This is a genomic window from Pseudomonas sp. CROZ-RG-20F-R04-15, assembly GCF_022662375.1.
Taxonomy (GTDB): domain Bacteria; phylum Pseudomonadota; class Gammaproteobacteria; order Pseudomonadales; family Pseudomonadaceae; genus Aquipseudomonas.
Genome location: NZ_JAKNQL010000006.1, coordinates 175,453 through 201,722, shown reverse-complemented (window position 1 = coordinate 201,722; position 26,270 = coordinate 175,453). Strand labels below are relative to the sequence as shown.

General features: G+C 57.5%; 19 protein-coding genes and 3 tRNA genes. 11 read left to right on the top strand and 11 right to left on the bottom strand.

From position 1 onward, the window contains the following. The first annotated feature begins 42 nt into the window (after window positions 1-42). A complete protein-coding gene (locus L8H52_RS11935) occupies window positions 43-1,152 on the top strand; it encodes a PilT/PilU family type 4a pilus ATPase (protein WP_242207199.1) in 1,110 nt (369 codons plus the stop codon). 134 nt (window positions 1,153-1,286) lie between these two features. Continuing rightward, a complete protein-coding gene (locus L8H52_RS11930) occupies window positions 1,287-5,054 on the top strand; it encodes a hypothetical protein (protein ID WP_242207198.1) in 3,768 nt (1,255 codons plus the stop codon). Window positions 5,055-5,102: 48 nt separating this feature from the next. Here the strand turns inward: L8H52_RS11930 and L8H52_RS11925 are convergent, their stop codons facing one another. The 10 genes from L8H52_RS11925 to L8H52_RS11880 all read right to left on the bottom strand — a co-directional run bounded on the left by L8H52_RS11925 (window position 5,103) and on the right by L8H52_RS11880 (window position 18,174). Then, the gene (locus L8H52_RS11925; protein WP_242207197.1) at window positions 5,103-7,058 is read right to left on the bottom strand and encodes an acetoacetate--CoA ligase; all 1,956 of its coding nucleotides are present in this window, start codon (window positions 7,056-7,058) and stop codon (window positions 5,103-5,105) included. Between the two features lie 157 nt (window positions 7,059-7,215). Beyond that, window positions 7,216-7,989: a 3-hydroxybutyrate dehydrogenase gene (gene hbdH, locus L8H52_RS11920; protein WP_242207196.1), complete on the bottom strand. Its 774-nt coding sequence runs from the start codon at window positions 7,987-7,989 to the stop codon at window positions 7,216-7,218. Between the two features lie 7 nt (window positions 7,990-7,996). Next, window positions 7,997-9,388, bottom strand: a complete 1,392-nt coding sequence (locus L8H52_RS11915) for a GntP family permease (RefSeq protein ID WP_242207195.1) — start codon at window positions 9,386-9,388, stop codon at window positions 7,997-7,999. 294 nt (window positions 9,389-9,682) lie between these two features. Beyond that, window positions 9,683-11,089, bottom strand: a complete 1,407-nt coding sequence (locus L8H52_RS11910; protein ID WP_242207194.1) for a sigma 54-interacting transcriptional regulator — start codon at window positions 11,087-11,089, stop codon at window positions 9,683-9,685. 167 nt (window positions 11,090-11,256) lie between these two features. Then, window positions 11,257-12,831, bottom strand: a complete 1,575-nt coding sequence (locus L8H52_RS11905) for an ABC transporter ATP-binding protein (protein WP_242207193.1) — start codon at window positions 12,829-12,831, stop codon at window positions 11,257-11,259. A gap of 9 nt (window positions 12,832-12,840) precedes the next feature. Beyond that, the gene (locus L8H52_RS11900; RefSeq protein ID WP_242207192.1) at window positions 12,841-13,863 is read right to left on the bottom strand and encodes an ABC transporter permease; all 1,023 of its coding nucleotides are present in this window, start codon (window positions 13,861-13,863) and stop codon (window positions 12,841-12,843) included. Beyond that, window positions 13,863-14,924: a microcin C ABC transporter permease YejB gene (locus tag L8H52_RS11895; protein WP_034154280.1), complete on the bottom strand. Its 1,062-nt coding sequence runs from the start codon at window positions 14,922-14,924 to the stop codon at window positions 13,863-13,865. Before L8H52_RS11895 ends, L8H52_RS11900 begins: the two co-directional genes overlap by 1 nt. Beyond that, window positions 14,924-16,792, bottom strand: a complete 1,869-nt coding sequence (locus L8H52_RS11890; RefSeq protein ID WP_242207191.1) for an extracellular solute-binding protein — start codon at window positions 16,790-16,792, stop codon at window positions 14,924-14,926. Before L8H52_RS11890 ends, L8H52_RS11895 begins: the two co-directional genes overlap by 1 nt. A gap of 133 nt (window positions 16,793-16,925) precedes the next feature. Then, the gene (locus L8H52_RS11885; RefSeq protein ID WP_181286215.1) at window positions 16,926-17,207 is read right to left on the bottom strand and encodes a peptidylprolyl isomerase; all 282 of its coding nucleotides are present in this window, start codon (window positions 17,205-17,207) and stop codon (window positions 16,926-16,928) included. A 97-nt stretch (window positions 17,208-17,304) separates the two neighbouring features. Further along, window positions 17,305-18,174 carry a triacylglycerol lipase gene (locus L8H52_RS11880; protein WP_242207281.1) on the bottom strand — a complete coding sequence of 290 codons (870 nt, stop codon included), beginning with the start codon at window positions 18,172-18,174 and terminating at the stop codon, window positions 17,305-17,307. 334 nt (window positions 18,175-18,508) lie between these two features. Here L8H52_RS11880 and L8H52_RS11875 point away from each other — a divergent pair, with 334 nt between their 5' ends. Then, window positions 18,509-19,585: a hypothetical protein gene (locus L8H52_RS11875; protein WP_242207190.1), complete on the top strand. Its 1,077-nt coding sequence runs from the start codon at window positions 18,509-18,511 to the stop codon at window positions 19,583-19,585. A 55-nt stretch (window positions 19,586-19,640) separates the two neighbouring features. On the opposite strand, the gene L8H52_RS11870 is transcribed toward L8H52_RS11875, so the two are convergent. Next, entirely contained in the window at window positions 19,641-20,717 is a 1,077-nt protein-coding gene (locus tag L8H52_RS11870) for a 3-deoxy-7-phosphoheptulonate synthase (protein ID WP_242207189.1), read from the bottom strand. A 616-nt stretch (window positions 20,718-21,333) separates the two neighbouring features. Between L8H52_RS11870 and L8H52_RS11865 the strand changes: the two genes are divergently transcribed. The 8 genes from L8H52_RS11865 to L8H52_RS11830 all read left to right on the top strand — a co-directional run bounded on the left by L8H52_RS11865 (window position 21,334) and on the right by L8H52_RS11830 (window position 26,252). After that, a complete protein-coding gene (locus L8H52_RS11865) occupies window positions 21,334-22,095 on the top strand; it encodes a carbon-nitrogen hydrolase family protein (RefSeq protein ID WP_242207188.1) in 762 nt (253 codons plus the stop codon). After that, window positions 22,092-22,535, top strand: a complete 444-nt coding sequence (locus L8H52_RS11860) for a GNAT family N-acetyltransferase (RefSeq protein ID WP_242207187.1) — start codon at window positions 22,092-22,094, stop codon at window positions 22,533-22,535. Before L8H52_RS11865 ends, L8H52_RS11860 begins: the two co-directional genes overlap by 4 nt. Before the next feature lie 127 nt (window positions 22,536-22,662). Further along, window positions 22,663-23,304, top strand: a complete 642-nt coding sequence (gene uvrY / locus L8H52_RS11855) for a UvrY/SirA/GacA family response regulator transcription factor (protein WP_016984198.1) — start codon at window positions 22,663-22,665, stop codon at window positions 23,302-23,304. A gap of 2 nt (window positions 23,305-23,306) precedes the next feature. Next, window positions 23,307-25,130 (top strand): excinuclease ABC subunit UvrC, encoded by a 1,824-nt coding sequence (gene uvrC, locus L8H52_RS11850; RefSeq protein WP_127927157.1) that lies wholly within the window; start codon window positions 23,307-23,309, stop codon window positions 25,128-25,130. Between the two features lie 32 nt (window positions 25,131-25,162). Then, window positions 25,163-25,723, top strand: coding sequence for a CDP-diacylglycerol--glycerol-3-phosphate 3-phosphatidyltransferase (pgsA, locus tag L8H52_RS11845; RefSeq protein WP_016984200.1), 561 nt, complete (start codon window positions 25,163-25,165; stop codon window positions 25,721-25,723). A gap of 60 nt (window positions 25,724-25,783) precedes the next feature. Beyond that, window positions 25,784-25,859, top strand: a tRNA-Gly gene (locus tag L8H52_RS11840). Between the two features lie 47 nt (window positions 25,860-25,906). Next, window positions 25,907-25,980, top strand: a tRNA-Cys gene (locus L8H52_RS11835). 185 nt (window positions 25,981-26,165) lie between these two features. After that, a tRNA-Leu gene (locus L8H52_RS11830) sits at window positions 26,166-26,252 on the top strand. Window positions 26,253-26,270: the final 18 nt, after the last annotated feature.

The window sequence follows — 26,270 nt, the reverse complement described above, 5'->3', positions numbered from 1 at the left end:
GCCATTGTCTGTTCATTGAATGCTTCGCGGGTGCTTTTTGCCATGGAAATCGATGCACTGTTGTCAGTTTTGTCCAATAAAAACGGTTCCGACTTGTTCCTCTCCACGGGAGCACCGCCGAGCGCGCGTATCGACGGCGTGCTGACAGCGCTGAGCGAACAGCCCTTCAAACTGGGTGACACCGCCGCGATAGCAGCTTCCCTGATGGACGCCGAGCAGCGGCGGGAGTTCGACCGGGATCTGGAAATGAACCTGGCGATTTCGCGAACGGGCGTCGGTCGTTTTCGCGTAAACATCTTTAAACAGCGTAACGATGTATCCATCGTGATTCGTAACGTCAAACTCGATATTCCGCGCTTCGCCGATCTGAAACTGCCGGCGGTATTGCTCGATACCGTCATGCTCAAACAAGGGCTGATCCTCTTTGTCGGCGCCACCGATTCCGGTAAGTCGACCTCGCTGGCAGCATTGATCGACCACCGCAATCGCCACAGTACCGGGCACATCATCACCATCGAGGATCCGATCGAGTACATCCATCGGCACCAGCGTTCGATCATCAATCAACGTGAAGTCGGGGTCGATACGCGCAGTTTTCATGCGGCGTTGAAGAACACGTTGCGCCAGGCGCCGGATGTGGTGCTGATCGGCGAAATCCGCGATCGCGAAACCATGGAACATGCTTTGGCGTTTGCCGATACCGGGCATCTGGTGTTGTCGACGTTGCATGCTACCAACGCCAATCAAGCGCTGGATCGAATTATCAATATGTTCCCGGAAGAGCGGCGGCCGCAGTTGCTGCATACGCTGGGCAATAATTTGAAAGCGTTTATCTCGCAACGGTTAGTGCGCACTGTTGATGGGCAGCGAAGGGCGGCTGTCGAGGTGTTGTTGGGCACACCAACGATCGCCGACCTGGTTCGGCGGGGCCAGTTCGAAGAGCTGAAAGCGATGATGGACAAATCCACCGAACTGGGTATGCAGACATTTGATGCAGCACTGTTTGCATTGGTCGCCGAAGGTGCAGTCAATGCACAGGAAGCTTTGAAGAATGCAGACTCGGTTAATAATTTGAAGTTGCGGATGAAACTTGCCGGAGAGGCAAGTGGCAAAATTAATTCAACGTCAGGCGAGTGGGGCTTAATGGATTGATTTTCGATTGTTAGTTGCCTGTAAGTGTCTCTTGTGAAACAGCATCTAATATTTATGAGGTCGCATGGTCGTACCAAAGACAGTAGAACGTCATCGGGCTGAAAGTCTCAGCTGGTTAACTTGATGAGGTTCTAATGATAAGCGGGAAAGCTAAAAATAAAGTACTCCGGTCTTCGGCGGTTGCGCTTTCCGAATGGAAGTGCAGGATTGAAGCAGATGCGGTTGAGCGTCAATTGGTTCTGGCTCAGCTTGAGGAAGCGTTAACCAAGTACACTGATGATCAAAAGATCAGTTGGTACGCGCATGAAGTGGAGTTGCAGGCGGGATCGTCGTTGTACGAGATTTACAACCCGGGCCGGCTTCTGCTCAATGAATTGCTCGAGACCACCCCGGTAAACAGTGCACTTTCTCAGGAGCGGGCAACCAAACATAATGGTTTGATACGTGTTACTGCCGACGGGAAAATGGAAGTTCGTTCCGCAAGTGGTTGGATTGATCTGGTTGCGGCTGGCTACTTTCGAGAGAGCAAGGCAACGCAGCCCATATTGAAGTTGATTTCTGATGTGGCGGAAGTGGCAGGTGGTTACATATGGCCTGATAACGATATGACACTCGATCAATGGTTTCGATTTCATGACATAAAACTGCCCGAAAACAAGGCAAAAGTCCGGGAGCTGATTGCCCTTTTCAAATTTGATCCTCGAGTCGATGAACCAGGGAATTACTGGGAGCACTTCGAGAGCGATAATCAGGCATTGGTTGCGCTATCCGAAGAACAATTCGCAGCTATCCGCAATGCGACTGCCAAATTGATGCCGCAGAGAAAACTCCTGACGGCTCTCTACAATGTCACCGGTCGCTCCGCTGTCACGCATGAAAGCGCGGCCCAACTGATCAGCCAGTTTGTCAATTATTCGGTTTCTCGGAGTCTTGCCAGCGACTATTTGAAAGAACTGGGCTGGTTCGGTGGGAACGAAGGTCAGGAAGTCGCCGATGACATCCTCCGTCAATTACTGACGACGGCAATATTGCTTGATCTCGATCCGTCTGTCGGTCATGGCGTGAAGCGCAATTGCGTTGCCGGGATTGATCTGTATGCACCGAAAAATGTTGATCGTCATCCCTCGGACATACGCGAAGAAGTTGCGATTTCTTTGCGAAGCAGGCAATGGGTTGATGCGGGTTTGGAGCCGTTGGCAGTGAACTTGCTGATGGCCCGTAATGCACCAGAGTTTCTGGTCAGGGAGATTCCATCGTCGGTTCCTCTCGGCTCGATTGCGTGGATCAATTTCTGTCGCGCCGTCATTCTGGTCGAGACTGTAAAAACCGGTGCAACGCGATTCATGACCTATGCGCAGATCATGGCTTACGGTGAACTGGAGCCGGTCAGTGAGCCGCACAAACATAAACGTGATCTGGCCATGATCGACCCGATCGTCGATTGGGCACTGATCAACCGGATTGTGACCACCGATGAACTCGAGCAAGCAGAGGAAACCAGCACTCGGCGTGCGCTTGATGCATTCGAGCGACACTCGGAAACGTTTGTTCAAATCGCCAGGGCATTTTCGTCGCCCCTACCCGACAGGGTGGAGATTGCGCGTGCGGCTTTGAAAATCGCCGCGCCGGGGTGTGACAGCCTCGACGAAAAAGCACTTTCCGAGAAAGGCGGGCAGCAGGTCATGTCCATGATCGACTTGCATCAATCGGGTGATCTGGTCACCGGGCAGTGGGACAGACGTACTGTACGCCTGGTCACCAACGGCGTTCCCAGACCGGCCATCAACTACAATCCGTCCGGTGTCAGCCTGTACACGCGTTATCCGAATCTGTTGAAACTCGGGTCCTGTGACGAGGAGATGGATCGACAATTGGCTGTGCATTTTGATGATTTGAATAGCGCCATGTTGTCCACCGTAAAGCTGGCATGTGCGCAGATGCCAGAGGCGGATCTGCAAGCGTTCATGAATTCGGATATTCACTTTTTCACGGTGCGCGAGTCTGCCGTTTATTTAAAATCGCGTCGGCTTGGCGGCCCGCTGGACATCAAGACCGAACGAGAAACACAACAAAGCAGAGATGCCGCCACGGGACGATTTGGCATTGTGATGTATGCGACTTACGAGAATGCTGACATCTGCTATGAATTGTTTACCTCGCGCGCAGAAACCCGAAAAAATGACGCGTTGGCTGCCTTCATCAAGCGAGAGCGAAAACTGCAACAGCGTTCAAGAATGAGCGCTGCCGCAAATCCAACGACTCAAGTGAGTATCACAACGACTGAAAGTCTCCCGCTCGATGTAAAACGATATACCCATGCTGCTGCCGAAGACGCTTCGATTCACAGCAGTATGGCGATCATCGATTACTTCGGCATGCTGAAGAGCCCACCAACAATTTCAATGCCAAAGCAGGGTTTCTATCAAAAATTCAACGATTCCAATATCGCCCGTATCGCTGGGTTTCTAGTTGAACATCGACCCTACTTGAACAAAAAAGAACTGAGAGAGTTAGTTCGTATACCAACGCCACTCGAGCTCTCCAAAGAGGAGGGCGAGAGACTGCTGACCTATTTCATCGACTTGGTGGTGCCTTTCAAAAGATGCATCGAGGATATTGCCTCGGGTGAACACGACAAGGTGGTGGACGGGATTTACGGATGTTTGATGGATGGCATCGGTCTGATCGGTACGGTGGCTGGCGCTGGCTCCAAAGTGTTGAGCATTTCGGCCAAGGCTATTTCAACGACATCCAAAGCGGCGCGTTTTACCAGGTTGGCATTCACCTCGGCCATTTCCCTTTTCAATCCGCTGGATGGGGTGCCCTCTGGCATTCAGGCGGGCAGCAAACTGGTGCAAAAGGGTTATTTGCGTTTTAGCAAAAACAGCCATGAACTCATTGCCAAGGCAAACAGTCAGTTGCATACATTCAGTGGTCGCCGTCAATCCTATGATTTGATCAGCGCTTCGCATGCCCATTTGGGGTTGGGTAACTGGAAGCCACGTGGCGCCACGGGCAACATCGTCGCTGTTCTGGCCGCCCGCAGTGGCAACAAATGGTATGCCTTGAACCGTCGCGGCAATATGTGGGGCAATCCGTTGCAAGGTTTCGCGTATCAAGCTCCCGTACGGTTTCCGCATTCACCCAGAACACTGCCCGCAAGCTATACGCGCAATTTCATCGAAAAAAGTCTGCCCCGCGCTCGGGCCAAGATTGACAACGCCATCGATGTCATCAGCCAACATGATTTCAAGCGAGACGGCGATCTGCTGATGAAGGCATTGTTCGGTAACACCTCCAAGGTAGCTACTGATCGGCTGGTGAATTATCTGCGCTTGATTCGCTTTGATTTCGCTGGCTTTTCAATGAGCAATACAATTCTCGATGGGTTCAAAAATAACGAATCAATTGCCTCGTTCGATGTGGATAGCTACAAACGTTGGAAAAGCGCGAGTTCCAGCGAAGCATCCGGTATTGCATTTGTTGAGATCTATACCCAAAACCTGAACAAGCATTTCGTCAATCTGGGTTTCAATCATGATGTCGTGGCCGATGACCTGATACATGAGTTGTTCCATGGCAGCGCCCAAACAGTCGATGTTGGCTACGCCATCGATACGGAGCATACAAGCAACAGTGGACAGCGACTTGATGTAACACAACTGCTGAATCTTGCATCCGGCAACTTGCGTGTGACGGATTCGATCGCGAGTTACCATGCGGTGTCCGATGCCTTCGAGAATGCCGACTCTCTTGGCCTGGCCACTTCGTTGCTGAGCCAGATGATGTCGGACAAAGTCACCTTTGACGACAACATGGCGATTGTTCGCCGCGCGCTCGATGCCAGTGGCGGCAAGACGATTGTCGAGCCGATTGTCATTACGTTGAACAAACCCCGCTGACGCCAAGCGCTGCCACCGACATTTTCTGTCAGGGCAGCAGCGCCGAGTTCAAATGGCGAGCTCCGGCCGATCCCGAAACTGCTCCAGCGCTTCGGGATTGGCCAGCGCATCGGTGTTTTTCACCGGTCGGCCGTGCACCACTTCGCGCACGGCCAGTTCCACTACCTTGCCGCTGATGGTGCGCGGAATGTCCGTCACTGCAATGATCTTCGCCGGTACATGCCTTGGGGTGGTATTGGCGCGGATCACCTGCCGGATGCGCTGTTCCAGCGCCTCGTCCAGTGCAATCCCTTCGCGCAATCTGACAAACAGTACAACCCGCACATCGTCCTGCCACTGCTGACCGATAGCGACGCTGTCCAGCACTTCAGCGACTTTCTCGACCTGACGATATATTTCTGCCGTGCCAATGCGCACGCCGCCGGGATTGAGCACGGCGTCCGAGCGCCCGTGGATCAGCATCCCGCCATGGGGCCGTTGTTCAGCGTAATCGCCCTGTGCCCAGACGCCGGGAAACAGGCTGAAATACGACTGCCGCAATTTCGTTCCGTCCGAGTCATTCCACAGACCGATCGGCATCGCCGGGAAGTGCCGGGTGCAGACCAGTTCGCCTTTTTCGCCCACGACCGGCTGGCCGGCGTCATTCCACACTTCAACTGCCATGCCCAGGCTTTTGCCCATGTTCTCACCGCGACGCACTGGCGACAGCGGGTTGCCATTGACGAAGCACGAGACGATATCCGTGCCGCCAGACATCGAGGCCAGACACACATCAGGTTTGAAGTCGCGATAGACGAAGTCATAGCTTTGCGGCGACAGCGCCGAGCCGGTGCACAGCAGCGTTTTCAGGCTCCCCAGATCATGGCTTTCGCGGGGTTTGGCGCCGCTGCTTTCGAGGGTGGCGAGGAACTTGGGGCTGGTGCCGAACACGCTGATGCGTTCATCGTCGATCAGCTCGAGCAAACGCTGGTTGTCCGGATGAAACGGCGAACCGTCATACAGCACCACAGCGCTGCCGACCGCGAGCGCGGAGACCAGCCAGTTCCACATCATCCAGCCGCACGTCGTGTAGTAAAACAGTCGATCGCCAGGACCAAGATCGCAATGCAGGCCGTGTTCCTTGACGTGTTGCAGCAGTACGCCGCCGGTGCTGTGAATGATGCATTTGGGCACGCCAGTGGTACCGCTGGAATACAACACGTACAGCGGATGATTGAACGGCACCGGGACAAAATCCGCTTCGCCGCCTGCTTCATAGAAGTCATCCCACAACGTCACTTCGGCGCGCGTCCGGTAGGTCTCGACCTGGGCGTGCGGGTGAGCGTAAGGCACGATGATCAACTGCCTTAACGTTGGCAGTTGCTCGAGTATTCCGTTGATTTTGACGCTCTGGTCGATCGCCTTGCCGGCATAGCGATAACCCGCGCAGGTGATCAGTACCTTCGGTTCGATCTGACCGAAGCGGTCGATCACGCCGTGGGTGCCGAAGTCCGGCGAAGAGCACGACCAGATCGCGCCAAGGCTGGTGGTGGCGAGCATCGCGACCAGCGTCTGCCAGGTATTGGGCATGCATGCAGCGACGCGATCGCCGAGGCCAACTCCGGTGGCCCGCAAGCTCGCCTGAAACCCGGCGACGTGCTCGGCCAGTTCAGCCCAGGTCAATTGCTCGCGCTGGCCGTTCTCTGCCACGCTAATGACCGCCACGGCATCGTCGCGACGACGCAGCAAATGCTCGGCGAAGTTCAACGTAGCGCCGGGAAACCACTCGGCGTCCGGCATTTTCGTGCCTTCACGCAGCACGGCATCAGGCTGCGTGTGGAAGCGGATATCGAAGAAATCGACGATCGCCTGCCAGAACTCTGCGCGCTGCTCGACGCTCCATTGGTGGAGGGCCGGGTAGTCGTCGAGTTTCAGGTGATGGCGTTGATTGGCCGCACGACGGAAAGCGTCCATGCGCGACTTGGCGATACGGTTGGCATCGGGTTGCCAGAGGATGTCGGACATTGGTTGCCTCTTGTTTTATTCATGCACAAGGTCGAGCGCACACATAACACCTGTGGGAGCGAGCCAGCTCGCGAAGACGTCCGCATATTCAACGACTTCATTGGATGACCCACCGCTTTCGCGAGCAGGCTCGCTCCCACAGAGGGGGATTGCTGTGCTATTGGGCCAGCCACCCACCATCAATATTCCACGCAGCGCCACGCACCTGACTGCCAGCCTCGCTGCACAGGAACAGCACCAGTTCGCCCAGATGCTGCGGTGTCACGAACTCGAGTGACGGCTGTTTCTCGGCCAGCAGATCATGCTGCGCCTGCTGCGGATCGACACCGTTGGCCGCTCGGTCATCGATCTGCTTCTGCACCAGCGGCGTCAACACCCAGCCCGGACAAATGGCGTTGCAGGTGACGTTGCTGGTCGCGGTTTCCAGGCCGACCACTTTGGTCAAACCGATCACCCCATGCTTGGCGGCAACGTAAGCGGCTTTGCCGGTCGAGCCCACCTGACCGTGCACGGAGGCGATATTGATGATTCGTCCCCAGCCTTTGGTGCGCATCCCCGGCAGGCTCAGGCGTGTGTTGTGAAACACCGAAGACAGGTTGATGGCGATGATCGAGTCCCAGCGCTCGACCGGAAACTCCTCGACAGCGGCGACATGCTGGATGCCGGCGTTGTTGACCAGAATGTCGACACCGCCGAACTCGCGCTCGGCGTAGGCGATCATCTCGGCGATCTGCGCCGGATCACTGACATCCGCCGGGTGATGGCCAACCTTGCCACCGAACCGGGCGACTTCAGCGATGACTGTCGACGCATCGCCGAAACCGTTGAGAATCAGGTTTGCGCCGGCCTTGGCCAGGCTCAGGGCGATACCCAAGCCAATGCCGCTGGTGGAACCGGTAACCAGTGCGGTTTTGCCGGAAAGAGTGGTCATGAATACCTCACACAATGCCAGTGGCGTAGAAAGTGCCGATCACAACGAAAACCGCGAGGGTCTTGATCAGCGTAATACAGAAAATGTCTTTATAGGCTTCGCGGTGGGTCAGTCCCGTCACCGCGAGCAAGGTGATGACCGCGCCGTTGTGCGGCAGGGTGTCCATGCCGCCACTGGCCATCGCGGCAACGCGGTGCAGCACTTCCAGCGGAATGTTCGCGGCGTGGGCCGCATTGATGAACTGTTCTGACATCGCCGCCAGCGCAATGCTCATGCCGCCCGACGCCGAGCCGGTGATACCCGCCAACAGCGTCACGGTGATGGCCTCGTTGACCAGCGGATTGGGGATCTGCTTGAGCCAGTCAGCCAATACCAGAAAGCCCGGCAGCGAAGCGATCACTGCGCCGAAGCCATATTCGGATGCGGTGTTCATCGCCGCCAGCAACGCACCGCTGACCGCGCTTTTGCTGCCCTCGGCGAGCTTGCTGCGAATCGCCTGAAAACCGAACGCCAGCACCATCAGAATGCCAATCAGCAAAGCCGCTTGCACCGCCCAGATCGCCGTCAGTTTGGCGATCTCGGTGGTGACTGGCGTGGCCATGCCCGGCAGCGCGAGGCTATGGGTCTTGCCATACCACTGCGGAATCCACTGGGTAAACAGCAGGTTCATGATGCCCACTGCCAGCAACGGCGACAGCGCAATCCATGGGTTCGGCAGCTTCAGATCTTCGGCGGTTTCCGGCTCGTTGCGCAGTTCGGTGCCGTAGCCTTCACCGGCGCGTTGGGCTTTATTGCGTTGACGCTGAAGAAACAGCATACCGGCGCAGAACACGAAAATCGTACCGATCACGCCCAGCCACGGTGCCGCCCACGCGGTGGTATTGAAGAACGTGCTGGGGATGATGTTCTGGATCTGCGGCGTGCCGGGCAGGGCGTCCATGGTGAACGAGAAGGCGCCGAGGGCGATGGTCGCCGGAATCAGGCGTTTGGGAATGTCGCTCTGGCGGAACATCTCGGCGGCAAACGGGTACACCGCAAACACCACGACGAACAGCGACACGCCGCCATAAGTGAGCAGGGCGCAGACCAGCACGATCACCAGCATTGCCTGTTTGGTGCCGAGCAACCGAATCGCGGCCGCAACGATCGAGCGGGAGAAACCCGACAGTTCGATCAACTTGCCAAACACGGCACCGAGCAGGAACACAGGAAAATATAGCTTGATGAACCCGACCATTTTCTCCATGAACACCCCGGTGAACGCGGGGGCGACGGCAGAGGGGTCGGTGAGTAGCACAGCGCCGAGGGCGGCAATCGGCGCGAAGAGGATAACGCTGTAGCCGCGGTAGGCGGCGAGCATCAGCAGCGCGAGGGCCGCCAAGGCAATGATCACACTCATGGTGCGTCTCTCCAGAATTGTTATTTTTGTGGGTGGAACGGGTGTAGGAGAGGTGGTAGCGAGATCTGTGCCAGTTATATAACGCGTTGAAATATAACGATATTATCGTGCGAGTAGGGTAGGTTTCAGAGTTTTTGTCTCACTATGGAGACGGCATTGAGCCGAAAAGATCGCAACCTTCGGCAGCTCCTACAGTGCGGAGCCAATATTTCCCTGTAGGAGCTGCCGAAGGCTGCGATCTTTTGATCCTGGCGAATTTTCTAACTAATGAGATCCGCGTCTCTTTATCGAGACTCAAGCAATCCCCAGCGCCACCATTTTCTTGTACAACGTCGACCGCCCAAGCCCCAGCCGAGCAGCTGTTTGCGGTACATTGCCCGTGCATTGCGCGAGGGCAGACTGAATCAACTGCCGATCAAACCGCTCGCGTGCCTGGGCGAATGTTTCCCCTGGCGCCACCTCAGCCGATGGGGCAGAACCACGCTCGACCGGCGTCAACGTGCCAATCGCCGCAAGAATATCCTGCTCGGTCAGCATCAAGTCATCGCTGAGCAACGCCGCCCGTTCCAGCACATTGCGCAGTTCGCGAATGTTCCCCGGCCACGCGTGCTGTCCGAGCAATGCCAGCGCATCACCGTGCAGTTCATGCTGACTGCGCAGCTCTTCAAGAATGGCTTCGCTGAGCGCTGGCAGGTCATCAAGACGTTCACGCAGCGCCGGCACTTGAATCGGCAACACATTGAGGCGGTAGTACAAGTCGGCGCGGAACTCACCGCGTTTGATCGCCGCTTGCAGATCGGTCGAAGTCGCGGCAATCACCCGAACGTCACTCTGAATCACGTCGTTGGAACCGACCGGTTCGAATTCCTTTTCCTGCAGCACACGCAGCAGTTTGCTCTGCAAGGGCAGCGGCATGTCACCGATCTCGTCGAGAAACAGCGTGCCGCCCTGAGCGATCTGCAGCTTGCCGGTGCGACCCTTGCGGTCGGCGCCGGTGAACGCACCGGGTGCCGTGCCGAAAAACTCTGCTTCCAGCAGTGCCTCGGGAATCGCTGCGCTGTTGATGCTGACGAACGCTTTGTGCGCCCGTGGCGAGGCGCTGTGAATGGCCTGGGCCAGCAGTTCTTTGCCGGTGCCGGTTTCGCCGAGCAGCAACACCGGCGATTCGGCGCTGGCACTGCGTCGGGCGCGGCGTTTGACTTCAAGGCTGGCGGCACTGGTGCCGATGAAATGGGCGAAGTTGTATTTGGTTTGCCGGGCGCGCAGTAGTGAGCGGGTCGAGGCCAGTTCTTCCTGCATGCTCAAGTAGCGCTTGAGCATCGGCGACAGAGTGCGCAGTTCATCGAACAGGGCAAAACCGATCGCGCCGATCACCGTGCCGGCGTCGTCATGAATCGGCAGACGCATCACCACCAAGGGTTCTTTCGGGGTGTCCTGCATGTCCAGAAGAATGGGCCGCCCGGTGCGCACGACCTCGCGCAACAAACTGCCGGGGATCACGCTCTCACAGGGTTTGCCGATCGCACCTGCTGCCGATTCAAGACCGAAGCGCCGGGCGTAACGCTCGTTCATCCAGACGATGTTGGCATCGCGATCGACAATCACCGTGCCTTCGCTGGACTGCTCGATGATCTCGAACAGCGAACGGATCGCCAGGCTGCGAACCCGTTGGTAGTCCTTGAGGCTTTCGGTGGTGTTCATGGAGGCTGATCCTGATTGTATGTTGCCTGCGCCGGCCTTTTCGCGAGCAGGCTCGCTCCCACAGTGGACAGGGTTGTTCACAAATTTTGTAAGCGAGCTTGACCTTTGTGGGTGCGAGCCTGCTCGCGAAAGCCGTGACCCGGTTTCAGGTCGAGCACAGATTATGCCTACCCCGGATGCGCCGCCGCCAACAGCTCTTTGGTATACGGATGCTGCGGCGCGTCGAACACCTCATGACTGGCGCCACGCTCGACCACTTTGCCGTCCTTGATCACGATCATGTCGTGGGCCAGGGCGCGTACCACTGCCAGGTCATGGCTGATGAACAGATAGGTCAAGCCGTGTTTTTCCTGAAGCTGGCGGAGCAGGGCGACCACTTGTTTTTGCACCGTGCGATCCAGCGCAGACGTCGGCTCATCAAGCAGGATCAGCGCCGGTTTCAGTACCAAGGCCCGCGCGATGGCAATGCGCTGGCGCTGGCCACCGGAGAATTCGTGGGGGTAGCGATGGCGACTTTGCGGATCGAGGCCGACCTCCTTAAGCACGCGGATCACTTGTTCATCGCACTCATCAGCGCTCGATTCACAGTGCACTTCGAGGCCTTCGCTGATGATCTGCGCCACCGACATGCGCGGGCTGAGACTGCCGAACGGATCCTGAAACACCACCTGCATCTGTCGGCGCCATGGGCGCATCTGTTTTTGATTGAGGCCGTCGAGCGCTTGGCCCTGAAAGCGGATACTGCCCTCGGAGTCGAGCAGACGCAGGATCGCCTGGCCCAGCGTCGACTTGCCGGATCCGGATTCGCCAACGATGCCCAGCGTCTTGCCACGCTGGATACTCAGGCTGATGCCATCCACTGCCCGCAGGTATTGCTTGCGCTGAAACAGACCGCCACCGACGACGAACTCGACCTTCAGATCATCCACTTCCAGCACGTTTTCGCGTTCATCCCGGGGCAGTGCTTCACCTTCGGGTTCGGCGTTGAGCAGCACGCAGCTGTAAGGATGCTTTGGCTCGGTGAACAAGGTTTCGCAAGGTGCCTGTTCGACGATTTCCCCGGCCTTCATCACGCACACGCGCTGCGCAATGCTGCGCACCAGATTGAGGTCGTGGCTGATCAGCAGCAGCGACATGCCCAGGCGTTGTTGCAGGGATTTGAGCAACAGCAGGATCTTGCGCTGCACCGTCACGTCGAGCGCGGTGGTCGGCTCATCGGCGATCAACAGCTCCGGTTCGCAGGCCAGGGCCATGGCGATCATCACCCGTTGCCGTTGTCCGCCAGAGAGCTGATGGGGATAGGCCTTGAGCCGCTCCTCGGGTTTCTGGATGCCCACCAGTCCGAGCAGTTCGAGGATGCGTTGCTGCGCAGCTTTGCCGCCAAGACCCCGATGCAAAAGCAGCGTCTCGCCGATCTGCTTTTCGATGGTGTGCAGCGGATTGAGCGAGGTCATCGGTTCCTGAAAGATCATCGCAATGCGGTTGCCGCGTAATTCGCGCAAGACCTTGGGCTCGGCACCGATCAGCTCCTGCCCGCGATAGCGAATGCTGCCGGTGGTTTGTGCTTCGCTTTCGGGCAGCAATTGCAGAATCGAATGGGCGGTCACCGATTTGCCCGAGCCCGACTCGCCCACCAATGCCAGGCACTCACCGGGGCGGATGTCCAGGCACAGGTCGCGCACCACGCTCTGGCCATGGAAAGCGACGTTGAGGTTACGGATTTCAATCAGGTTGTCAGTCATGGCCACGCTTCAGGATCGAGGGTCGAACGCGTCTCGCAACGCTTCGCCGATGAACACCAATAAGGAAAGGATCAGCGCCAGGGTGAAAAACGCCGTCAACCCAAGCCAGGGTGCTTGCAGGTTCTGTTTGCCCTGACCGATCAACTCACCCAGCGAAGCACTGCCGGCAGGCATGCCGAATCCGAGAAAATCCAGCGCGGTGAGGGTGGAAATCGCTCCGGTCAGAATGAACGGCAAGTAGCTCAGCGTCGCGTTCATGGCGTTGGGCAGAATGTGCCGGAAGATCACCTTGCGGTCGCTCAAGCCCAGCGCGCGCGCGGCTTTGACGTACTCCAGATTGCGTCCGCGCAGGAACTCGGCGCGCACCACATCCACCAGCGCCAGCCATGAAAACAGCGCCATGATCCCCAGCAGCCACCAGAAGTTCGGTTCGACAAAACCGGAGAGAATGATCAGCAGGTACAGCACCGGCAGCCCCGACCAGACTTCCAGCAAACGTTGCCCGAGCAGATCGACCCAGCCGCCGTAGTAACCCTGCAACGCCCCGGCGGCGATGCCGATCAGGGCGCTGACAAAGGTCAGCATCAAGGCAAACAGAATCGACACCCGCGCGCCGAAAATCACCCGTGCCAGCACATCCCGCGACTGGTCGTCGGTGCCCAGCCAGTTGACCGACGTAGGCGGGCTCGGCGCTGGTTGGGTGAGGTCGTAGTTCGGCGTGTCGTCACTGAACGGAATCGGCGGGAACAGCAGCCAGCCACCGTCCTTGCGGATCAGGTTCTGCACATGATCGCTACGGTAATCGGCCTGAAACGGCAGCTGTCCGCCGAACTCCTGCTCAGTGTGGCGCTTGAACACCGGGAAATACCATTGGTCCTGATAGCTGACGACCAGAGGCTTGTCGTTGGCGATCAATTCGCCACCCAGCGTCACTACAAACAGGCCGATGAACAGCCACAGCGACCACCAGCCACGGCGGTTTTTCTTGAAGCGTTCGAAGCGACGACGGCCCAGAGGCGAGAGCTTGAACATCAGGCGTTCCTCGCGGCGAAATCGATACGCGGATCGACCAGCGTGTAACACAGGTCACCGACGAGTTTTATCAGCAGGCCGAAGAGGGTGAAGATGAACAGCGAACCGAACACCACCGGGTAATCCCGCGACACCGCGGCTTCGTAGCTCATGCGTCCGAGGCCGTCGAGGGAGAAGATCACCTCGATCAGCAGGGAGCCAGCGAAGAACACGCTGATGAACGCCTGCGGGATGCCGGACACCACCAGCAGCATCGCGTTGCGGAACACATGCCCGTAGAGCACGCGACGTTCGCTCAGGCCTTTGGCGCGCGCGGTGACCACGTACTGACGAGTGATTTCATTGAGAAACGAGTTTTTCGTCAGGATTGTCAGCGTGGCGAAACCACCGATCACCAGCGCCGTCACCGGCAGTACCAGATGCCAGAAGTAGTCGGCGATTTTGCCGAGAGTCGACAGTGATTCAAAGTTGTCCGAGACCAGACCGCGCACTGGAAACCAGTTCAGCGACGTGCCGCCGGCAAACACCACGATCAGGAACATCGCAAACAGAAACGCCGGCATTGCGTAGCCGATGATGATCGCTGTGCTGCTCCAGATATCGAAATGACTGCCATGGTGCACGGCCTTGCGGATCCCCAGCGGGATCGACACCAGGTAGGTGATCAGCGTCGCCCACAACCCGAGGGAAATGGTCACCGGCATTTTTTCCAGGATCAGGTCGGTGACCGTCGCGCCGCGGAAAAAGCTTTTGCCGAAATCCAGTTGCGCGTAGTTCTTCAACATCAGCCACAGGCGTTCATGGGCCGGCTTGTCGAAGCCGTACTGTTTTTCGATGTCCTTGATCAGTTGCGGATCGAGGCCGCGACTGGCGCGGGAGGTGCCGCTCATGGTTTCGCTGGCGCCGCCACCAACACTGGCGCCGCCGATCCCTTGCAGGTGGGCGATGGCCTGTTCTACCGGGCCACCGGGAGCGGCTTGAATGATCACGAAATTGACCAGCAGAATGATCACCAGCGTCGGGATGATCAGCAGCAAACGCCGCAGTATGTAACCCCACATCAGTGCGGCCCTCCGGGTCTGCCACGGGCAATTTTTTCGGCGGTCATCTGCTGATTGGTCAGTGGTGTGCTGCTGATTTCCCACCAGCTCTCGATGGCTTCGTCATTGCTGGCTTGCACTGTAGGTATACCGAAACGGTTCCACCAGACGGTCGAGGTGCCGGGTGGATAGTAGTTGGGAATCCAGTAGTAATTCCATTGCAGTACCCGATCCAGAGCATGGGCGTAATGCAGCATGTCGGACTGGGTGGAGGCGCGGATCAGGCCGTTGATCAATGTGTCCACTGCCGGATTTTTCAACACCATGTAGTTGTTCGCGCCCGGGTCGTTGGCCGACGCGGAAGCGAAGTAATTGAGCAACTCGCCGCCCGGCGAAGTGCTGACCGGGTAGCCGGTGACAATCATGTCGTAGTCACGGCTCATCAGGCGATTGACGTATTGCGAGGAGTCGATGCGGCGGATGTTCAGGTCGATGCCGATCTGTTTCAGCGTGCGTTTGTACGGCAGCAGCAGCCGGTCCATGCCGTTCTGGCTGACAAGGAAGGTGAAGGTCAGCGGCTCGCCCTGGGCATTCACCAGTTGATCGCCATCCGGTTTCCAGCCCGCTTGTTCGAGTAATTCGAGGGCTTGCAATTGTTTGTCGCGGATCAGGCCGCTGCCATCGGTTTTCGGCGCTTCAAAGACTGTGTTGAAGACTTCGTCGGGAACCTGGCCGCGCAGCGGTTCGAGGATTTTCAGCTCCTGTGCATCAGGCAATTCGCTTGCCGCCAGTTGCGTGTTGGAAAAGTAGCTCTGCTGGCGGATATACATGCCGCGCATCATCTGCCGGTTGCTCCACTCGAAGTCCCAAAGCATGGCCAGAGCCTGGCGCACACGGCGATCGGCGAATACAGGTTTTTGCAGATTGAACACAAAGCCCTGGGCCGATTGTGGCGCCTCGGTAGCCAGATGCGCTTTTTGCAGGCGTCCGTCGCTTAGTGCGGGGCTGTCGTAGCCGATCGAATAGCCCGTGGCCGAGAACTCGCGGTTGTAGTCATAGGCACCACCGCGCAGCACTTGCCGGGCGACGTCGGTATCACCGAAGTATTCGATGCTGAAATGATCGAAATTGTAGAGGCCGCGACTGACCGGCAAGTCTTTGCCCCACCAATCGGCGTTGCGTTCAAAGGTGATGCTGCGCCCCGAATCGACTTTGCCGACTCGATAGGGGCCGCTGCCCAGTGGTGGCTCATAACCGCCACCGCCGGCGAAATCGCGGCTCTTCCACCAATGCTCGGGAAATACCGGCAGGGTCGCGACGTCCAGGGGCAGGGTGCGGTTTTCATTGCTCTTGAAGTCGAAGCGCACGGTCAACGGGCCTTCCACTTCGACGCCTTTGACGTCAGCAAACTGGGTGCGATAACGCAGGCTGCCCTGGGTCATCAATAAATCGTAGGTGTAGCGTACGTCTTCGGCGGTAATCGGCTTGCCATCGGCAAAGCGTGCCTTGGGATTGATGAAGAACCGCAGCGACAGACCATCGTCCGAGCGCTCCATCTTTTGCGCGACCAGGCCATAGACGGTGTAAGGCTCGTCCAGCGAACGCTGGGCCAGTGGCGAGTAAAGCAAGCCATCGATCTGAGTGACGCCGATGCCTTTGTCTATATAAGGAAGGACATGGTCGAAGTGGCCGATCTCGATGGCCGAGCGGCGCATCGTCCCACCCTTGGGCGCTTGCAGATTGGTGTAGTCGAAATGGCTGAAACCGGCGGGGTACTTGGCAGGTTCGCCGTAAACGGTCAGCGCGTGTTGCGGTGCAGCGTTCACGCCAGCGGCGCCTGTCAGCAGGGCGAGGGCGGTGAACATCAATGTGGGGAAAACCAGTCGCATTGTCAGCCTTGGAACCGGGAAATCGATAAGCGCAAGTTGTACGCGAGAGGCGCGCCAGCCGCCAGCCGTATATGTAACTGAAACGCAACGGCCCACCAGAAGGCGGGCCGTTGGTAAACAATCAGGCTACGGATCAGTCCTGACGGCTGGTGACTTCCAGCAGGTGATAACCGAACTGAGTCTTCACCGGACCTTGCACGACGTTGATTGGCGCGCTGAAGACCACGGTGTCGAATTCCTTGACCATCTGGCCAGGACCGAACGAGCCCAGGTCGCCGCCCTGACGGCTGGACGGGCAGGTGGAGTTGGCCTTGGCGATTTCGGCGAAATCAGCGCCGCCTTCGATCTGGGCCTTGAGTTCGTTGCACTTGTCTTCGCTGGAAACCAGGATGTGGCGGGCAGTGGCTTTAGCCATGGGGAAACTCTCCAATCTATTTCAGTAAAGTGTGGAGCCTACCGGATTCAGTGGGCGAATTCTCGGCAAAGTTCCGTTCGATTGTCCGTGGCTTGGCTCAGAGATTCGCGGCGCGCAGACGTTCGGCATGTTCAACGTACAGTCCAATCGGGTCGGGCACAGCCGTGACGGTACTGGCTGTGCGGCGCAGGCTGCCCAGATGGTCCAGCGGATAGTCGGAGCGGATCACCTGTCCCAAGTGAGAGCTGAAGCGGCCGACGAAGCCATCGTTCTGCTGTGTCTCGGTCATGAAGTATTGCGATAGTGCGTGGCAAATGTTCTGGGTCGGATTGAGCGTCGACGGGCTGTTTGCCGGCAGGACGCCGCTCCACGAGTAATAGCGCACACCGTTGACCTGTTCCGGGCCGTGTCCGCCCCAGGTCCTGGGCAGTCCCTGCGGAAATTTGTCGTTGAAATCACCGACTCCTTCGGTCGTCAGTGCATTGAGCGCCGCCAGTGCGTTCTGCGGCAACGTCATGCTGCCGCTGAGCAACGAAAGAAAGTTGGCAAACAGCGTCGCCACGTTTTGTGCGACAGCCTCCGGCAGCCGCCCGGGTACCAATGCCTTGCGCAGAAAATCAGCCAGTTCCGAACCGTGGTTCGGCCCGCTGACGGAAGTCACCGAGGCGACGGCGTGTGGTGCAAGCGCAGCCGCGTATCGAGCAGCCAATGCCCCCTGACTGTGTCCGATGAGGTTGACTTTATCGGCGCCTGTGCCACGCAGCACACGATCAATCTGTGCGAGCAGTTGCTCACCCCTTGTTTCGTTTTTATGGGTAGCAGAAAGGTGTGGAACAAACACTCGGCTGCCGGTCGTTTTCAATGCGTCCTTTACATCATGGAACAGCTCGAAATGACCGATGCGCTCGAATCCGAACAGGCCGTGTACCAACAGGATGGGATAGCGAGTTGAAGCATTCCGTTGCATGTTCTTACCTTTTTCACAGAAGTTCATCGGGGAATCCGGAGGCCACTCTAAAACACTCATCTCGTTGAAGAAGTAGGAAGAGACTTCTCTTGGCTGATGAATCTGGACTAGGGGTTGTACGAATTTTCAGCTACTTATGAAATCCGAATCGGAAGTTGCAGCCATCTATCGCTAGGTTGATCGCGTTTTTGTGCAGTTTGCCTACCGAGTTCGATGCCTTTGCCGAGTGCCTGCGGCGGAGACGGCTGACATCGGAAATGTGGGGGGTAGCGTTCAATGTTGGTTGTCGACGCCGCCCACGAAACGGCGTTTTTTCCAAGGAATGGAGGCACTAATGAACACGCACGAAGTCGAGTTTTGCTACCGGATGCGCCACCACGTCAGTCCGTGTCTGGCAAGCGAACTGCTGCCAGCGGTTACCATCGATTCTCTGGAGGGGACGGTGCTTGATCCCTCGTTGCGCAAGGTCGTTGTCCGAATCGCTCCTTATGCAGGCATGGCTTGCGGCGATCAGTTGCTGTTGAGCTGGGAGGGCCTCGATATAGAGGGCTTTGCTTATCAGCATGAGATGGTCCGCCATGTCAGCGAAGCGCAGGTCGGCAAGGATGTCATTTTCGTCATCAAAAGCATGCATATCGCGGCGCTGGACGGCGGTTCGCTGGAGATCCACTGGAAGTTGCTCAGCGCAAGAGCCGAGCCTGCGTTGTCGTCGCGTGTGCAATTGTCTGTCGGAGATACACGGCCGCAGTTGCTCGCACCCATTGTCGAGGGGCTGATCGGCGGGACGCTGGATCCGGCGCGAGTGACCGAGGGCACGCTTGTCGTGCTCCAGCCTTATGCGCGAATGGCTGCGGGGGATCGGGTTACGTTGCAGTGGGGCGCAGATGCCTTGCCGACAACGTTCAGCGATAGCTTGAAGGTCGAAGCGTTTGCTGTCGCAGAGGTCCTGTCATTTTGGGTGGGCGGGGCGCATATCGCTGAACATCTTGGTGGCGAGGTGGTGGTGCGCTATCGCGTCGAGCAGGTCGATGGAATCGTTCGCGAGTCCGAGGCAGCAAGGATTCTCGTCACCCCGTTCCTGCGTGGTGAACTGGACGCTCCTGACGTACTTGAGGCTGAAGATGGCGTGTTGTTGAAAGAGGATTCGATTGATGGCGTTACCATCGTGATGGGTAATGCTCAGACGCAGGAAGGTGAGCTGGTGTACCTCAAGTGCGACGGCGATCTTTTCAATCACAGGGATGACCGCGAAATCACTCGTGAGACGGCGGGAAAGCCACTGATCTTTATCGTGCCGCACCGATTCTGGCGTGAGCACGATGGCACGACCGTGCGTGTGTCCTACACCGTTGAACGTCTGGACGATGTCAGTCAGGAGTCAGCGGTGACGCGGGTGCGGGTGGAGGTTTAGCAGTAGCGTCGCCAACCCTGCGGATTGCAATCAATCCGCAGGGCTGGCCTGGCAATCAGCCTTTGGCGTGTGCAGCAAGACGCTGGGCAGCGTCGAGGAGCAAGTGTTCGGTTGCGCTGAAACCGAGGCAGCCGTCAGTGATGGAAACCCCGTAACGCAGGGACTCGGTCAGCGGCTGGCAACCTTCGAACAGGTGAGACTCGATCATCATGCCGATCAGAGCACGATCACCTTGCAAGCGTTGCTCAAGCACTTCGTTGAATACGGCAGGCTGACGCAATGGGTCTTTGCCGCTGTTGGCGTGGCTGCAATCGACCATGATCCGGCTCGGAATTTTCAGTCGGTTCAGGTCGGCGCGGATTTGCGCCACGCTGTCGCGATCATGGTTCGGCCCTTTATGGCCCCCGCGCAATACCAGGTGGGTGTCGGGGTTGCCTGGCGTTTGAATGACGGCCGGATGCCCTTGGCTGTCAACACCGAAATGCCGGTGCGGATGGGCGGCCGAACGCATGGCGTCAACGGCAATGGCGGCGCCACCGTCGGTGCCGTTCTTGAAACCTACCGGCATGCCCAAACCACTGGCCATCTCCCGGTGGATCTGCGATTCAGTGGTGCGGGCACCAATCGCGACCCAACTCAACAGGTCATCGAAGTATCCGGCAGCCATGGGCTGCAGCAACTCGGTGGCCACTGGCAAACCGAGGCGGATCATTTCCAGCATCAGCTCGCGCGACATCGTCAGGCCGCCAGCCATGTCATCACTGCCGTCCAGATGCGGGTCGTAGGCCAGGCCTTTCCAGCCGACCGTGGTACGCGGTTTCTCGACGTAGGCGCGCATCACCAACAGCATTTCGCCGCTGACGTCTTCAGCCAGTCGAGCAAGCTTGCCGGCGTACTCAAGCGCAGATTGTGGATCGTGGATAGAGCAGGGGCCAACGATGACCAGCAGTCGCGGGTCCTGGCCATTGAGAATGGCGCGAATCGCCTGACGATGGGCGGCGACTTGCAGGTTCAAGGTATTGCTCAGAGGCAATTGCTGTTTGAGTTGCAACGAGCTGGGCAGACGCAGGGTCAATGCTTCGTTGGCAGAGTTCAAAGTGGACAGCGGCAGAGCAGAAACGGACGAGTTCATATTCGGTCTTCCTGGGCTGGCGGCGGGTGCTTCCCGCTCGCTCGGCCCTATTGGGGTGTTCGACAGTTGGCCGTATTGGCTACATGTATGTGCTTGCCACCTTTAGGTGACCGATCGGAGGCGGCAGGCTGTCCCGAGCGGAAGCTGGTAAATCGCCAAGCGCTGGAGCTGTCGTAACGGTAATAAGTGGCGTAGTTCATGTCGTGAATCCTCAAAGTGTCTGGTGTGTTGCGGAAAAAGTATGGGGCTGAAAAAACAAAACCCCCGGTCGGGAGGCCGACCGGGGGTTGAGAATTCTCTGGTAGGCGACCCGTTTTCATGGGCGCCGTTTGGGTATCAGGCGCGCCAGTGGCTAAACCAATACCCAAAATAAAAGCTGACCGGAGCGCAAACGTCATTCGCCCGGGCAGCCGCAACCGAGCGCAAGGCGCTGGCGGTACGAAGCTGTGAAAGGGCGTTGAACATGGTCTGTCTCCGGTGAATGGGCCGAGCTTACTAGAGGCCGATATGCCGCAGCAATCAGAAATTGCTATCGCACAGTCAACAAAACGCCTATTGCTAGGGGCACGCAAGAGTGGTGACACTCTGCGCTTCGATTGATTAGCAAGGATGAACCGTGTCGACATTGACCATTGCCGCAGCCCAGAGCATTTCCGTTGCCGGTGACCTTCCCGGGAACATTGCCCGGCATTGCCGCGTCCTTGAGGCAGCAGCGCAGCAGGGTGTTGAGTTGCTGGTTTTCCCTGAGTTGTCGCTGACTGGCTATGAAGGAGAAACAGCCGCAGCTTTGGCGATCGAACCGCAAGATGCCGTGCTGCAATCTCTCAGGGATTTGGCCCGAGAGCTGAGGATCACTGCCGTAGTCGGCATGCCGATTCGGCTGGAAGGCAGTGATTCGGTGTGTATTGGTGCGCTGGTTCTGGGGGCTGATGGTTCGCTCGGGGTTTACAGCAAGCAGCACTTGCACGCGGGGGAGGAATTGGTTTTTGCACCCGGTCTCGGCGGGCCGACACTGAACATCGGCGGCGAAGTGGTCGCGCTGGCAGTGTGCGCCGATTTCTCACATGCCAGCCATGCCGCGGCGGCCGCAGATCAGGGCGCAGGCTTGTACGCGGCCGGCGTATTGATCAGCGAAAAAGGTTACGCGGTCGACACAGCAATACTTCAGGGCTACGCCCGGCAACACACGATGGCTGTGTTGATGGCCAATCACGGTGGACTGACGGGTGGTTGGCAATCCGCAGGGCGCAGTGGTATCTGGTCGGAAGACGGTTCACTGATCGTCGCAGCTCCGGGGGCGGGCGACCTTCTGGTCGTGGCTCAGCGTATCGATAGTGTGTGGCAAGGACGGGTTGTTCCTGTAGCGAGCGTCCCATGACATTCCAGCTCCGAGAGGCGGGGCCGGAGGATCTGGCGTTTGCCCGCGATCTCACCTGTCAGAACATGTTGCGCTATTACATTCGCCATGACCTGTTATGGCAGGACGAAGCGTTTGACGTGGCATGGTCGGGGCGGCAGAACTGGCTGATAGTGCAGGGGGATGTGGTCGTTGGTTTTTTCAGTCTCAGCCGGGACATGCGCGCGCTGTACATTCGTGAATTGCAGATTGCTGAAGCGTTTCAGGGGCGAGGTGCGGGTTCCTGGGCGATCGATCAGGTTATCGGCATGGCCCGCAAAGAAACACGCCCGGCTTTGCGCCTGACCGTATTCGAGAATAATCCGGCAAGGCACTTGTATGAAAGAAAAGGACTACAGGTTCAGGGTGCGGACGAGTGTTTTCTGCGAATGCAGCTTGATATCAGTACACGTGTGCTCTGAAAGCCACGGCCGGCAAGCCCTCAATGATGAATTGAAACTTTTTAAATGACGCATTCTGCTAGGTCTGCGTGGCACTTTTTGCTAAGGTGTCCGGCATCCCAATATGACCATATCGCGAGGTGTCTGCTTGATTAGGGTGCTAGTGGTCGATGACCATGATCTCGTTCGTACAGGCATTACACGTATGCTGGCCGATATCGATGGCTTGCAGGTGGTTGGCCAGGCCGAATCCGGGGAAGAGTCCCTGATCAAGGCCCGAGAGTTGAAACCCGATGTGGTGCTGATGGACGTCAAGATGCCTGGCATCGGCGGCCTGGAAGCCACGCGCAAACTGTTGCGCAGCCATCCGGATATCAAGGTCGTCGCAGTTACGGTGTGTGAAGAGGATCCCTTCCCGACACGCTTGCTGCAGGCAGGCGCTGCAGGTTATCTGACCAAGGGTGCCGGATTGCCGGAAATGGTCCAGGCCATTCGCCTGGTGTTTGCCGGTCAACGCTATATCAGCCCGCAGATTGCCCAGCAATTGGCGATCAAGTCCTTCCAGCCGTCCAACGACTCTCCCTTCGATGCCTTGTCCGAGCGGGAAATTCAAATCGCCTTGATGATTGTCGGCTGTCAGAAGGTACAGATCATTTCCGACAAGTTGTGCCTGTCGCCGAAAACCGTGAACACCTATCGCTACCGTATTTTCGAGAAGCTTTCGATCAGCAGCGACGTCGAGTTGACACTGTTGGCGGTTCGTCACGGTATGGTTGATGCCAGCCTCTGATCATGACTGAAACATTCGATTCCGGCGCGTTTCTGTCGACAGTCAGCGGGCGCCCTGGTGTCTATCGCATGTTCGACAGCGATGCACGCCTGTTGTACGTGGGCAAGGCCAAGAACCTCAAAAAGCGTTTGGCCAGCTACTTTCGCAAAACCGGTCTGGCGCCTAAAACTGCTGCATTGGTCGGGCGCATTGCCCAGGTCGAAACGACCATCACCGCCAACGAAACCGAAGCGCTGTTGCTTGAACAAACCCTGATCAAGGAATGGCGGCCGCCGTACAACATTCTGTTGCGCGACGACAAATCCTACCCCTATGTGTTTCTGTCCGATGGCCAGTTTCCGCGTTTGAGCATTCATCGTGGAGCGAAAAAAGCCAAAGGCAAATATTTCGGTCCCTATCCAAGCGCTGGCGCCATCCGTGAGAGCCTGAGTCTGCTGCAAAAGACTTTCTTCGTTCGCCAGTGTGAAGACAGCTACTACAAGAACCGTACCCGGCCATGCCTGCAGTATCAGATCAAGCGCTGCAAAGCGCCGTGCGTTGGTCTGGTCGAGCCGGAGGTTTATGCCGAAGACGTGCGCCACTCGGTCATGTTCCTTGAGGGCCGCAGTCATGCGCTGACCAACGAACTGTCGACGGCGATGGAAGAGGCGGCGATCAACCTGGAGTTCGAGCGGGCTGCCGAGTTGCGTGATCAGATCGCACTGTTGCGTCGGGTCCAGGATCAACAAAGCATGGAAGGCGGCACGGGGGATATCGATGTCATCGCGGCATTCGTCAACCCGGGCGGTGCCTGCGTGCATTTGATCAGTGTGCGTGGTGGGCGCGTGCTGGGCAGCAAGAATTTCTTCCCGCAAGTCGGGATCGAAGAAGACGTGTCGGAAGTCATGGCAGCGTTTCTTGGCCAGTATTTCATCAGCAGCCCTGAGCGCGATTTGCCCAGCGAACTGATCGTCAACGTGGTGCACGAGGATTTCCCGACGCTGATCGAAGCGATCCATGAGTTGCGGGGCCGCGAATTGGCCATCAGTCATCGGGTGCGTGGCACGCGTGCGCGCTGGCAACAACTGGCCGTGACCAACGCCGAGCAGGCATTGGGCGCTCGTCTGGCCAACCGTCAACACACCGCAGCACGGTTTGAGGCGCTGGCCGAAGTACTGAACCTGGATGAGCCGCCGCAACGTCTGGAATGCTACGACATCAGTCATTCCAGCGGTGAAGCGACGGTTGCGTCCTGTGTGGTATTCGGCCCTGAAGGTGCGATCAAGTCGGACTACCGACGCTACAACATCGAAGGGGTCACGGCCGGTGACGACTATGCCGCCATGCATCAGGCCCTGACGCGACGCTTCAGCAAACTCAAGGAAGGCGAGGGCAAGTTGCCGGACATCTTGCTGGTGGACGGTGGCAAGGGCCAACTGTCGATGGCCCGGGATGTTCTCAACGAGCTGGCTGTGCCCGACCTGATCCTGCTGGGCGTTGCCAAGGGCGCGACGCGCAAGGCCGGCTTCGAAACGTTGTATCTAAATGATGCGGCGCATGAGTTCACCTTGCGTGGCGACTCGCCCGCGCTGCACCTGATTCAACAGATCCGCGATGAGGCCCATCGCTTCGCTATCACAGGACATCGCGCCCGTCGTGGCAAAACCCGCCGTACGTCAACTCTGGAAGGCGTTGCGGGTGTCGGGCCGACCCGACGTCGCGATTTGTTGAAACATTTTGGTGGATTGCAGGAGCTGTCTCGTGCAAGCATCGAAGAGATCGCCAAAGCCCCGGGGATCAGTAAAAAGCTCGCAGAGTCGATTTATGCGAACCTGCATAGCGAGTAGAATGCCCCTTCACCTCGTAGCCAGTTGTGCCGATGAATATCCCTAATCTGATTACCGTTCTACGCGTCCTGCTTATCCCGATCTTCATTTTGCTGTTTTATCTGCCTTATCAGTGGAGTTACATGGCGTCCGCTTCGGTGTTTGCCTTTGCGGCAGCGACGGACTGGCTGGATGGTTATCTGGCCCGTCGTCTGGAGCAAAGCACTCCGTTCGGAGCGTTTCTCGACCCAGTCGCTGACAAACTCATGGTCGCAGTGGCACTGGTGCTGCTGGTCCAGGAACATGGCAATCTCTGGCTCACCTTGCCAGCGGCTGTCATCATCGGTCGCGAGATTGTGGTGTCGGCCTTGCGTGAGTGGATGGCCGAACTCGGCGCCCGTGCCCACGTAGCCGTTTCGAATCTCGGCAAATGGAAAACCGCAGCGCAGATGCTCGCACTGGTGATTCTGTTGGCCAACCCGAAGGACTTCAGCTTCTGGGTCGTTCTGGGTTACGCCTTGCTGATGGTCTCTGCCGGCCTGACGTTGTGGTCGATGGTTCAATACCTTCGCGCCGCCTGGCCGCACCTGAAGACCGATGTTGAAAAGAAATAAAACTTTTTTGAATCAAGGGGTTGACGGAGCTTCTTAATTCTATAGAATGCGCATCACCAAGCGGGAATAGCTCAGTTGGTAGAGCACGACCTTGCCAAGGTCGGGGTCGCGAGTTCGAGTCTCGTTTCCCGCTCCAAGTTTAAAACGCATTTGTTGTTGAGCTACTGATAACAAATGTTTTGAGGCCGAGTAGCAAAATGGTTATGCAGTGGATTGCAAATCCACCTACGCCGGTTCGATTCCGACCTCGGCCTCCACTATAAACAAGCTCCGTAGATCCATGATTTACGGAGCTTTTTTATTTGCACTGCGCTGCAAGATTTAGTCTTGAAATACGGCCATTGCGAACTTGCTTCACCGGGAAGTGATGTATATATTTCCCGCTCTGCTGCTCAAGGTTGGATTGCTTCTTTGTAGCGGAAGACAGCAGCACCGCGCTACCGCCCGAATGGCGAAACTGGTAGACGCATGGGACTTAAAATCCCCCGCTCGTAAGGGCGTGCCGGTTCGATTCCGGCTTCGGGCACCATGAATATCAAAAGCCTGC